The sequence below is a fragment of the Pseudoalteromonas sp. APC 3355 genome (assembly GCF_030407615.1).
GTDB classification, from domain to species: Bacteria; Pseudomonadota; Gammaproteobacteria; order Enterobacterales; family Alteromonadaceae; genus Pseudoalteromonas; species Pseudoalteromonas distincta.
Genome location: NZ_JASDDB010000018.1, coordinates 15189 through 27246 on the forward strand (window position 1 = coordinate 15189; position 12058 = coordinate 27246).

The 12058-nt window shown below is 38.9% G+C and carries 14 protein-coding genes; 13 read left to right on the top strand and 1 reads right to left on the bottom strand.

What is annotated here, in order from left to right:
* Positions 1-436: 436 nt before the first annotated feature.
* Genes coxB through QMA08_RS18315 form a run of 4 tightly spaced genes read left to right on the top strand, consistent with a single transcriptional unit; the run spans position 437 to position 4612 of the window.
* On the top strand, positions 437-1579 hold the full coding sequence (gene coxB, locus QMA08_RS18300; protein WP_039489140.1) for a cytochrome c oxidase subunit II: 1143 nt from the start codon (positions 437-439) through the stop codon (positions 1577-1579).
* Positions 1579-3171: a cytochrome c oxidase subunit I gene (gene ctaD, locus QMA08_RS18305; protein ID WP_290175182.1), complete on the top strand. Its 1593-nt coding sequence runs from the start codon at positions 1579-1581 to the stop codon at positions 3169-3171. Before coxB ends, ctaD begins: the two co-directional genes overlap by 1 nt.
* Complete coding sequence (locus QMA08_RS18310; RefSeq protein WP_002959612.1) at positions 3171-3701, top strand: cytochrome c oxidase assembly protein; 531 nt, start codon at positions 3171-3173, stop codon at positions 3699-3701. The genes ctaD and QMA08_RS18310 overlap by 1 nt, the downstream gene beginning before the upstream one ends.
* Positions 3702-3736: 35 nt before the next feature.
* A complete protein-coding gene (locus QMA08_RS18315; RefSeq protein WP_290175183.1) occupies positions 3737-4612 on the top strand; it encodes a cytochrome c oxidase subunit 3 in 876 nt (291 codons plus the stop codon).
* Here the strand turns inward: QMA08_RS18315 and QMA08_RS20320 are convergent.
* On the bottom strand, positions 4515-4823 hold the full coding sequence (locus QMA08_RS20320) for a DUF2909 family protein (RefSeq protein ID WP_081824568.1): 309 nt from the start codon (positions 4821-4823) through the stop codon (positions 4515-4517). The genes QMA08_RS18315 and QMA08_RS20320 overlap by 98 nt on opposite strands.
* Positions 4824-4837: 14 nt before the next feature.
* Here QMA08_RS20320 and QMA08_RS18325 point away from each other — a divergent pair, with 14 nt between their 5' ends.
* From QMA08_RS18325 to QMA08_RS18365, 9 genes are all read left to right on the top strand, one after another.
* On the top strand, positions 4838-5578 hold the full coding sequence (locus QMA08_RS18325) for an SURF1 family protein (RefSeq protein ID WP_278382042.1): 741 nt from the start codon (positions 4838-4840) through the stop codon (positions 5576-5578).
* Positions 5568-6062 (top strand): hypothetical protein, encoded by a 495-nt coding sequence (locus QMA08_RS18330; RefSeq protein WP_002959602.1) that lies wholly within the window; start codon positions 5568-5570, stop codon positions 6060-6062. Before QMA08_RS18325 ends, QMA08_RS18330 begins: the two co-directional genes overlap by 11 nt.
* Before the next feature lie 28 nt (positions 6063-6090).
* Positions 6091-7080, top strand: coding sequence for a COX15/CtaA family protein (locus QMA08_RS18335; RefSeq protein ID WP_138489789.1), 990 nt, complete (start codon positions 6091-6093; stop codon positions 7078-7080).
* A gap of 12 nt (positions 7081-7092) precedes the next feature.
* Positions 7093-8022, top strand: coding sequence for a heme o synthase (gene cyoE / locus QMA08_RS18340; protein WP_138489788.1), 930 nt, complete (start codon positions 7093-7095; stop codon positions 8020-8022).
* On the top strand, positions 8019-8636 hold the full coding sequence (locus QMA08_RS18345) for an SCO family protein (protein ID WP_193225493.1): 618 nt from the start codon (positions 8019-8021) through the stop codon (positions 8634-8636). Before cyoE ends, QMA08_RS18345 begins: the two co-directional genes overlap by 4 nt.
* A 151-nt stretch (positions 8637-8787) precedes the next feature.
* On the top strand, positions 8788-9060 hold the full coding sequence (locus QMA08_RS18350; RefSeq protein WP_002959595.1) for an STAS domain-containing protein: 273 nt from the start codon (positions 8788-8790) through the stop codon (positions 9058-9060).
* Between the two features lie 8 nt (positions 9061-9068).
* Positions 9069-9431 (top strand): response regulator, encoded by a 363-nt coding sequence (locus tag QMA08_RS18355; protein ID WP_002959593.1) that lies wholly within the window; start codon positions 9069-9071, stop codon positions 9429-9431.
* 10 nt (positions 9432-9441) lie between these two features.
* The gene (locus tag QMA08_RS18360; protein ID WP_290175185.1) at positions 9442-11532 is read left to right on the top strand and encodes a chemotaxis protein CheA; all 2091 of its coding nucleotides are present in this window, start codon (positions 9442-9444) and stop codon (positions 11530-11532) included.
* On the top strand, positions 11529-12014 hold the full coding sequence (locus tag QMA08_RS18365) for a chemotaxis protein CheW (RefSeq protein WP_290175186.1): 486 nt from the start codon (positions 11529-11531) through the stop codon (positions 12012-12014). The genes QMA08_RS18360 and QMA08_RS18365 overlap by 4 nt, the downstream gene beginning before the upstream one ends.
* Positions 12015-12058 lie beyond the last annotated feature (44 nt).

A 12058-nucleotide genomic window follows, 5' to 3' on the forward strand; every position in this document is an offset into this window, starting at 1 on the left:
TAGTACGCATTTTTGTTTTAAAATTTGTACTAAAAATAGGGCGTAAACAGCCCACTGACTATTTAAGCTGTAAACTTTTTTGCACTTATATTTTCCCCCTCCGAATGCGTTAAACCCCTTTGTTTTGCTCATATTTTGAACTTCCTGTCGCCCAGTTGATTACCGATTTTTTATTAATTATTCAATATCACCTGATTGTTTTTTATACTAAAACTTGCTTGTTGTTCGTTTTTTAGCTAATTGTTAATGTGCTGAGCTAATAATAACTCACAGCTTTTTAGTTTTGAGAACACACAATATACACAAACCCGTTGTTGGCGCAGCAAAACCAATCAATATTAAATGAGATTGACTAAAAAAATAAAAATAACGAATTGGCGTTTAAGCCGTATGCCTCTTCGCTTTGCATTCGCAATAGCATCAAAGGAGCCGTCACATGGGTAAACTGACCTCTACCTTGTGGCTTATATTATGTGTTTTTTCGCACCCAGTTTTGGCTAACAGCCAATACAATATGCGCAAAGGCGTAACCGATATAAGCAATAATGTATATCAGCTGCACATGACCATATTTATAATATGTTGTGTGATTGGGGTGATAGTGTTCGCAATTATGTTCTGGGCACTTATTCATCACCGTAAATCTAAAGGGGCTGTACCTGCCCAATTTCACGAAAGCACTAAAGTAGAAATACTTTGGACTGCAATTCCGTTTGTTATTTTAATTGCTATGGCAGTACCAGCCACTAAAACCCTAATTGCAATGGAAGATGCCAGCAAAGCTGATCTCACTATTAAAATTACGGGTTCGCAATGGAAATGGCATTATGAATATATGGGCGAAGATGTAGAGTTCTACTCTATTTTATCTACCCCGCAAGATGAAATCGCGAATCTTGCAGATAAAAATCCTAACTACTTACTTGAGGTTGATAAGCCTCTTGTACTGCCAATAAATCAAAAAGTACGATTTTTAATGACTTCTGACGATGTTATTCACTCTTGGTGGGTACCTGATTTTGCAGTTAAAAAAGATGCGAACCCCGGCTTTATAAACGAAACATGGACGAACATAAACGAAGAAGGTACTTACCGAGGACAATGTGCTGAGTTGTGTGGTAAAGACCATGGCTTTATGCCCGTTGTGGTGGTCGCTAAATCTGAAGCTGATTTTAAAACATGGCTTGCAGATGCAAAGCAGGCTAAACAAAAAGCAGCATTAGCAGATGCCGCATTACTTGATAAAACCCTCCCAAAAGAAGAATTAATGACTTTAGGCGAACAAGTATATATGGCTAATTGTGCTGCATGTCATCAACCTACTGGCATGGGGTTACCGGGCGTATTTCCTGCACTTAAAGGCAGCCCGATAGTGCTTGGCGATATAAAAGATCACATTGATGTAGTTATCCATGGACGACCCGGTACGGCAATGCAAGCTTTTGCCAAGCAGTTATCTATAAAGCAATTAGCTGCGGTTATTACTTATAAACGTAATGCGTGGGGTAATGATACGGGTGATGTTATTCAACCGAGTCAAATACAGACAGCACTTGATGCCAAAGTGGAGGCGAACTAATGAGTAGCATAGTAGAACAACCTAACGCCAATGAAGCTCATCATGCTCATCACCCAGCTAAAGGTTTTAAACGCTGGCTTTACACAACTAATCATAAAGATATAGGTAGTTTATATTTAATTTTTTCGCTGACCATGTTCTTAATTGGTGGCGCAATGGCTATGGTGATCAGGGCTGAATTATTTCAACCAGGTTTACAGTTGGTCGATCCTCACTTTTTTAATCAAATGACCACAGTGCATGGTTTAATTATGGTTTTTGGTGCGGTTATGCCGGCCTTTACAGGCCTTGCTAACTGGATGATACCACTCATGATTGGCGCGCCAGATATGGCATTGCCAAGAATGAATAACTGGAGCTTTTGGATTTTACCGTTTGCGTTTTTAATCCTATTGGCATCGTTATTTATGCCTGGTGGGGGTCCTGCATTTGGTTGGACTTTTTATGCACCACTGTCCACAACATACAGTAATGATAATACTGCATTGTTTGTATTTGCCGTACATATTATGGGAATTAGCTCGATAATGGGCGCAATCAATGTGATTGTAACCATAGTGAACTTACGTGCCCCCTGCATGACATGGATGAAGTTGCCCTTATTTGTATGGACGTGGTTAATTACTGCCTTTTTATTAATAGCCGTAATGCCAGTGCTTGCAGGGGCTGTCACTATGGTACTTACCGATAAGTATTTTGCGACCAGCTTTTTTGATGCCGCAGGCGGTGGCGACCCGGTGATGTTCCAACACATTTTTTGGTTTTTTGGTCACCCTGAAGTATACATAATGATTCTTCCTGCCTTTGGCATTATATCGACCATAGTGCCTACCTTTTCTCGTAAAAAACTTTTTGGTTATGCATCAATGGTCTACGCCACATCCTCAATTGCGCTACTTAGCTTTATTGTTTGGGCGCATCATATGTTTACCACTGGGATGCCGGTCGCTGGCGAGTTGTTTTTTATGTACGCGACCATGCTTATATCGGTACCTACAGGAGTAAAAGTATTTAATTGGGTTGCCACAATGTGGAAAGGCTCAATAACTTTTGAAGTGCCAATGCTTTTTAGTATTGCGTTTATTGTGCTGTTTACCTTGGGTGGTTTTTCGGGATTGATGCTGGCAATTACACCTGCTGACTTTCAATATCACGATACTTATTTTGTAGTGGCGCACTTTCATTATGTATTAGTAACAGGGGCTGTATTTTCGATAATGGCAGGGGCTTATTACTGGCTGCCCAAGTGGACGGGCAATATGTTTAATATCACATTGGCTAAATGGCATTTTTGGCTATCGCTGGTGAGCGTGAACGTACTGTTTTTTCCTATGCATTTTGTAGGGCTTGCTGGTATGCCGCGTCGAATTCCCGATTACGCTCTTCAATTTGCCGACTTTAACGCAATCATAAGTATTGGTGGGTTTGCCTTTGGTTTATCGCAATTGTTGTTTGTAGCTGTGGTAATTAAATGCGCGCGTGGCGGTGATAAAGTGCCTGCAAAAGTATGGGAAGGAGCAGAAGGGCTTGAGTGGGAAGTTGACTCTCCAGCGCCATATCATACTTTTTCTACGCCGCCGGTAATTAAGTAATGACACACGCACCGCTACTCAAACGTTTGGTACTTATTTGCATAGGCATGTTTGCCTTTGCCTTTGCTTTAGTACCTTTGTATGACGTGTTTTGTGATGTAACAGGGCTTAATGGAAAGCCTTCGCTTGAGCAAGCAGAGCAAAGTACACAAATAGTACAAAACCGAGAAGTCGGCGTTAGCTTTACTACTCACGCACAAAGTGGTGCACCGTTTGAAGTTAAATCAAAAGAATACAGTGTAGTGGTAAAACCCGGTGCAATGCGTGAGGTAATGTTTAGCGCTAAAAATAACAGCAATCTGGATAAAGTAATGCAGGCTGTACCATCAGTCTCACCAGGTAAAGCGGCAAAGTATTTACATAAAATAGCTTGTTTTTGCTTTGATCAGCAACCTCTAAAAGCAGGGGAAGAACTTGAATTTAAATTACTTTTTTATGTTGATACCGCATTGCCAAGCGACATTGAAGAATTAACTTTATCTTATACCGTATTTGATATTAGTGAACAGCTGGTGGCAAGTAATAACTAGCTTTTTAAACTAGTGTGAAACTAGGAGTAAATAAAATGAATCAAGAATATGAGCATTATTACGTACCTGAGCAAAGTCCGTGGCCTATTGTAGGTGCTGTTGCATTGTTTTTTATTGCAGTAGGGGCAGGCTTAACAGTTATGAGTGTAGGTAAAGAAAGTGGTAGCGGGGTTTATCTGCTTTATGCCGGTATTGCTGTACTTGTGTATATGTTGTTTAGCTGGTTTAAAAATGTAATTAGTGAGTCGGACCAAGGTTTGTACTCAGCACAAATGGATCGCTCTTTTAGACAAGGTATGAGCTGGTTTATTTTTTCTGAAGTTATGTTTTTTATGGCCTTTTTTGGTGCGCTTTTTTATGCACGGGTATTGTCGGTACCTTGGCTTGGAGGCGCAGGCAATAATGCAATGACTAACGAGGTATTATGGCCTACTTTTGAAGCCGTTTGGCCGCTAGTTTCAACACCTGCTGGCGAAACTACTCAAGCTATGGGCTGGCAAGGCTTACCACTTATAAATACCTTAATACTGCTTACTTCCTCAATTACTTTACATTTTGCCCACGTAGCGATGGAAAACAATAAACGCACTCCACTTAAGGTTTTTTTAGGCGCTACTATTTTATTGGGCGTTTGCTTTTTAGGGCTGCAAGTTGAGGAGTACATGCATGCATATAATGACCTTAATCTAACGCTAGATGCGGGCATTTACGGTAATACGTTCTTTTTATTGACTGGTTTTCATGGCATGCATGTAACGCTAGGAACCGTACTTTTATTTGTAATATTTTTACGGATATTAAAAGGGCACTTTACTAAAGATAAGCACTTTGCTTTTCAAGCAGCTGCTTGGTATTGGCACTTTGTAGATGTGGTGTGGCTGTGTTTGTTTGTATTTGTATATGTGCTGTAGCGTTTATTGGCGAATTATTTGCTTTAATAAAACCAAGTTTAAGCGCTGCAATAACAACAACTAAAACAACGACCGAAAACAATACGCGACGACCTAAAAAGTGAGACATAGGTCGTCCCTCTGTTTTCCCTGACACCATAATAAACAATGCTCTAAATAAGTTAAAAAGTATAAATATTAACAACAGTACGATAATAATTTTAATAATCACTGAGTTGACCCTTTATGCAGTTAGTTTTATGGCACAAACAAAAGCTTAGCTCACTAATCACACTTTGTATGGTTGTGGTTGTTGTACTTGTGTGTGTGCGATTAGGGTTTTGGCAGTTGGAGCGAGGTGAGCAAAAGCAGCAACAACTAACCGCCATTGCTAAGCAACAGACTCGTGGTGTGATGAGCTGGTCTCAATTACTTAACCTGCCTGATAGCTGGAACAAAACTGGTGTATTGGTTGAGTTAAAAGGGCGGTTTGTACAAAACCAATATTGGCTTTTAGATAATCAAGTTTATAACGGGCAAGTAGGGTACGACTTACTTGCTTTAATAAAGCCAGAAAGCGAAGAAAAAGTGATTTTAGTTAATTTAGGATGGGTAAAAGCGCCTATATCTAGAGATACACTGCCAAAGGTTGCTCTGCCTACAGGTGTTTTTATTCTTAAAGCGCAAATAAAAGAAAATAACTTAAGTAGCTTTACGCTTGAAGATAAAACTACAAATAACGACTTACCTACAAGAATCCAATCTATCGACTTGAATATGCTGAGCACCCAAAGCCAGCAATCATTAATTAATTTTATGGCTTACAGACAAGGTACTGGTGATGAGATTGCAACACCTCATTATGAGGCCGTTGTTATGAGCCCTCAAAAGCATAATGCCTACGCTGTGCAATGGTTTTTAATTGCTGTTGCATGTGCTGTTGTGGCTATTTTTGCGAGTAAAAAAAGGACACATAATGAAAAATAATCCCCTTTTGTTGTTTGTGGGCTGCTGCGCAATCCCATTGGTTTTGGCATATGGCGCTTTAAAGTTTGATTGGTTGCCTACTGCAATTACTAATAATGGTGAGTTTTTAAGCCAAGAAATAAAACTTAAAAATTGGCCGCAAAATAATCCCAAACAATGGACTATCGCACTTAATTATTCAAACGAATGTAACACCCCATGCAGCGAACAGCTCAATGCACTTAATAACTTATATGTGGCACTTGGTAAAAACCAAGGCAAGGTTGATATGGCTGTAATGGGAAGCCCCGACAATAAAAATCTACCATGGAAAATTATTACCGAACAACAGAGTTTAAATCCTGCAAGTTTATATTTAATTGATCATATGGGGTTAGTGGTACTTGAATATCCCTTTAAGGTCGAGCCACAAGAAAACCGTTTAGTACAAAAAGGGTTATTAAAAGATCTAAAAAAATTACTTAACTATTCTCGTTCTAGCTAATTAAGTTGAGCTTAAGGTGGAGTATCTGATGTATAAAAATTATAAAAAATTAGTATTAATAACAGGATTACTCGCTTTGATTGTAGTTGCTTTAGGTGCGTACACCCGCTTAAGTGATGCAGGTTTAGGGTGCCCCGATTGGCCTGGTTGTTATGGCTTTTTAACGGTACCTAAGCATGAGGCTGACATAGCCTTAGCAACTCAAAGCTACCCCGATATGATGTTCGAAACCGCAAAAGCGTGGAAAGAAATGATTCATCGCTATTTTGCAGGTGCTTTAGGCTTACTTATTTTAGGTTTATTTGTGTTGGCTTTTTTAAAACGCCAATATCCAACTACGCCAGTTAAATTGCCTTTGGCTTTACTTCTACTAGTGGTGTTTCAGGCAGCCCTTGGTATGTGGACAGTAACCATGAACCTTCAGCCGCTTATTGTAATGGGCCACTTATTAGGGGGCTTTAGTATTTTGTCACTTATAACGCTTTTATATTTACGGCTAACCGCAAAACCTATTATGGGTGGTGATAGCGGCGCAAAACGCTATTTTGGTTTAAGTTTAGTAGCGCTCAGTGTATTGATTATCCAAATTGCACTTGGTGGTTGGCTGGCTGCAAATTACGCCGCTCCTCATTGTAGTGGTTTGCCATTGTGTAATTACGCACAACCGTTTTCATTGAGTAGCGTATTTCAATTACCACTTGAGCACAGTAATTATGAATTTGGTGTGTTATCGCAGCAAGCGCGTATGTCTATTCATTTATTACACCGCATTTGGGCACTGGTTACTTGCATCGTCCTGGCGCTAATTATGTGGAAAATATACAGCCAAGCGTACTCTAAAAAAATTAAAAATTGCGTGGTGAGCGTATTACTTACCCTGCTTTGCCAAATTAGCTTAGGGCTTATTTTAGTACATTGGCATATTCCGTTGGGAGTTGCACTGGCGCATAACTTGATGGCTGCCATACTATTATTAAGTATGGTTAGGTTGTGTTATTACCTAAAATCACGCACATAAAGGGTAAATATAATGGCACTTATAATTGATAAAAAAATACTGCTACCCGTTAATACTCAATCGCTAATTTCGCGTACTCATAATTTGCTGCAAGACTACTTAGCAATTAGTAAATTTAAAGTGGTAGCCATGCTGGTACTAACAGCTTGGGTTGGTTTAGCGCTGGCTCCTGATGTAGGGCGAGGTATGGCTGTACAGTTTATTAGCTTGTTAGGTATAGGACTACTTTCTGCTGCTGCAGCGGTTATTAATCATGTGGTTGATAGTGAGATAGACTCAAAAATGGCAAGGACTCGTCATCGTCCTGTGGCTAAAGGGCGCTTAAGTAAAACACATGCGCTTAGTTTTGCAGCTGTTATTGGGGTTGCTGGTTTTATTATGCTAATGGTGTGGGCTAATACCTTAACCGCTATATTAACGTTATTTGCATTGGTAGGTTATGCATTTGTTTATACATCATTTTTAAAGCGTGCTACACCGCAAAATATTGTTATAGGTGGGTTGGCTGGCGCAATGCCTCCATTATTAGGTTGGGTGTCAGAAACAAACCAAATGGCAGCAGCCCCTTGGTTACTTGTAATGATAATATTTACCTGGACTCCGCCACACTTTTGGGCGCTGGCTATAGCACGAAAAAGTGATTACGAACGCGCTAAAATCCCTATGTTACCAGTAACCCATGGAATCGACTTTTGTAAAACGTGCGTCGTTGCCTACTCTGTTTTACTCGCTGTTGTTTGCGTATTACCTTATTTAATCGGTATGTCTGGATTAATATATTTAATAGGTGCGTGTGTATTAAATGCAGTGTTTATATATAAAGCCGTCAAATTAAAAATTGCTGGAAATGATGAGACTGCAATGGACTTATTTCGTTTTTCGATTATTCATTTAATGGTACTCTTTGTAATCTTATTTATAGATAAATGGCTCCCTTTATGAAGCAGTTATGGCTTGGATTAATTGTTATTTTAGTTTTGTTTTTATCGGCATGTTCAAACGAAAATAGTCCGCCAGATGTAGATGCATTAGTTTACGAAAATGCAAAGCCACTGTCTGATTTTACGTTAAACGATCAGCGCGGCGAATTAGTGACTAAGCAACAATTTTTAGGACAGTGGAATTTAGTATTTTTAGGCTACACAAGCTGCCCAGATATTTGTCCATTAACACTAGCTAAGTTAAATGCTGTTTATAAAAACTTACAGGCAGATTATCCGCTACAAATTTGGTTTTTATCGGTTGATCCAAAACGCGATACACCAGCTAAACGAAAGCAATATATAGATTACTTTAATCCTGACTTTTTAGCTGTATCAGGGGAACATAAACACCTTTTTCCTGTTGTTAGAGAGCTTGGTTTAATTTACGCGATTAGCGATAGTAGTGAATCAGAATATGCAGTTGATCATAGTGCTTCGGTCGCTATGGTTGATCAAAATGGAGCCGTTAGAGCTATTTTTAAACCAGAATTTAAACAAGGTAGTGTGCCATTAATTAACGCGACGATTTTAACGCAAGAGTTTAAAAAAATAGCCGATTACTACAAAAACTAGTTTTTACTTTTTACCAATTTGAAAGGAGCTTTAGGCTCCTTTTTTTGTTTTTTAACGACGATTTAAATTTAATTAAGCATTTTATGGCAATTTTAATAACTAGGGCTAAGCTTTTGTTATGAATTGAATTGACAGGGAATGCACCTACAAAATGCTAAAACTTCCGAGCGAACTTGCTATTACGCAAGTTGAAACACTACATCAAGATTTACTGCACGAACTCAATAGCAACGATGATATCTGTCTTGATATTAACGATGTAATTTCTGCTGATACTGCCTCAATTCAACTTTTATGCGCCTTACAAAAACACCTACTTACCATACAGCACAAAATCATTTGGGTAGGCAGTAGCGAGGCCTTAACACATACAATCAATAAACTTGGCTTAAGCCAATACTTAACAACCGAAAGTAAAAGTTAGGGGTATATATGAAAAGAATTTTAGCGGTTGATGACTCAGCATCGATGCGTCAAATGGTGAGCTTTACATTAAAAACCGCAGGGTTTGATGTAACCGAAGCTAAAGATGGCAGTGAGGCTCTCGCTATAGCCAAGCAGCAAGACTTTGATGCCGTGATCTCAGATGTAAACATGCCAATAATGGATGGAATTACATTAATACGAGAGTTGCGTACTTTGCCTAGTTATAAATTTACACCATTACTGATGCTTACAACGGAGTCGGGTTTAGAAAAAAAAGTAGAAGGTAAAGCTGCTGGGGCAACAGGTTGGATTGTTAAACCATTTAATCCCGATCAGCTACTAGCGGTAATTAAAAAAGTTATTCGCTAAGGAGCGCAGTGTGAGTATAGATTTAAGTCAATTTTTTGAAGTTTTCTTTGAAGAGAGTTTTGAAGGCCTAGATACCATGGAGGCTGAGCTATTAAACTTAGTGCCAGGTGAGGAAGATTTAGAAACTATCAACACTATTTTTAGAGCTGCTCACTCAATAAAAGGAGGCAGTGGGACATTTGGTTTTAGCTCCGTTGCTGACTTTACTCATGTACTTGAAACACTACTGGATCAAATTCGCCAAGGTGAACGAGAGCTTAGTACCGAGCATGTTAATTTATTACTCAAAGCTGTGGATTGCTTACGCGCTTTACTTGCTGCACTTCAAGGTGAACAAGAGCCAGATTTAACCGAAGCAGATTTGTTAAAAGTACAATTTGAACATGTACTTGGAATGAAAAATGAAACACATGAGAATAAACCTCAAAGCTGTGAAGAGCAAACAAGTAGTAATACCTATCAAATAGACTTTAAACCTCACCATCATTTATTTAAAACAGGAAACGAGCCACTGTATATGATCAGTGAGCTTGAAGAGCTAGGTGAGTTAGAAGCCACAGTATTTTACGATGAAGTTCCAGAAATCACCGATTTAAGTAGTGATGAATGTTTTTTACATTGGCGCTTTTTTTTAAGCACTAGCCATGATGAAAAAGCCATAAAAGAAGTGTTTGAATGGGTTGAAGACGATGCCGATATAAAAGTTGAATTATGTGGCGGCTTATTTGGCAATGATGAGCCAATTCCACCTAATCAAGATGAGATACCTAAAGCTGTTGAGCTTGAAGAACCCGATTCAATAAAAGTAGCTGAGTTACCAAGTAAGCCACAGCAACCCGTTGCTAATAAAGATAAAAAACCTGCAAGTACACCAGAGTCTACCTCCATTCGCGTTGGCATTGATAAAGTTGATTCGTTAATAAATATGGTAGGTGAACTTGTTATTACACAAGCCATGCTAAATCAACTCAGCGAACAAGAAATCACACCAGCCACAATCACTTTACTACAAGAAGGCTTAGCACAACTTGCACATAATACGCGTGATTTACAAGAAAATGTGATGCGTATTCGTATGCTCCCAATTAATTTTGTATTTAGTCGTTTTCCTCGATTAGTGCGAGATATAGCGCAAAAGCTAAATAAGCAGGTTGAGCTAAAGCTGATTGGAGAGCAAACCGAGCTTGATAAAACAGTAATGGAAAAAATATCTGACCCTATGGTGCATTTAGTAAGAAACTCACTTGATCATGGATTAGAGACTGTTGAGCAAAGACTGGCGGCAGGTAAAGATCCCATTGGCACAGTAACCTTAAATGCATTTCATCAGGGTGGAAACATCGTTATTGAAATAATGGATGATGGACAAGGGTTAAATACAAAAAAAATAAAAGAAAAAGCCATCGCTAACGAATTAATCTCAGCTGATAACCATCTCAGTGACGATGAAATAAATGAGCTTATTTTTATGCCGGGCTTTTCGACGATGGATGAGGTAAGTGACTTATCTGGACGTGGAGTTGGGATGGATGTTGTTAAGCGAAATATCCAATCATTAAATGGCTCAGTGGAAGTAACCTCAGCGCCCGGTGTTGGTTCTACGTTTACTATTAGATTACCCCTTACTCTCGCTATTTTAGATGGGCAATTAGTTAAGGTGGCTCAGCATACTTATATTATTCCGCTCATTTCTATTGTGGAGTCACTGCAAATTGATATTGCAAAAGTGAGTCGAGTGGGTAAAAGCCTTGATGTATTGAGGCTTCGAGACGAATACATTCCTATATTAAGACTCTACGATATTTTTAATCATAAAAATGCCATTGAATCACTCGATAAAACGCTGCTTGTTGTTGTAGAAACAGATAACCAAAAGGTGGGTTTATTAGTTGATGATTTACTGTCTCAACAGCAGGTTGTTATTAAAAGTTTAGAGGCAAACTACCATAAAGTTGATGGCGTATCGGGAGCCACTATTTTAGGCGATGGGCGTGTATCGCTGATTGTGGACATTAGCGGCTTAATAAAGCTCTCAGGTTTAAAAAAACCAGGTAGCCAAGAACTAACTATTGAAACGCAAGCCACTTTGGAGGCGTTATGAGCTCAGATCAAAGCCAGTTAAGTAACCAATTAAATCTTCAGCAACAGCAAGGTGTAAAACAGTTTTTAACTTTTATTATGGCTGATGAAGAATATGGCGTTGATATTTTAACAGTACAAGAAATTCGCAGTTGGGAAGAAATTACAGTACTGCCCAATGCACCTGAATTTGTAAAAGGCGTTATTAATTTACGCGGAACAATAGTGCCAATTATTGATTTACGGTTGCGCTTTGGATTACCAATTGTCGACTATGGACCATTAACGGTGGTTATCGTTGTCAAAATAGAATTTGAACTAGGTAGTAAAATTATAGGTGTTGCTGTTGATGCCGTCTCTGATGTTTACAGTATTGCGGAGCAAGATGCGAAAGCTGTTCCTAGTTTGTCTGAATCGAGTAATTGTGAATATGTAGCTGGGTTGGTGAATGTTGGTGAAAAAATGGTAGCGCTAATTGACCTGCAAAAAACAATGAATATTTAGCAAATAGAAACTAAATGAATAATAAACTTAAAGGTGGTGATGAG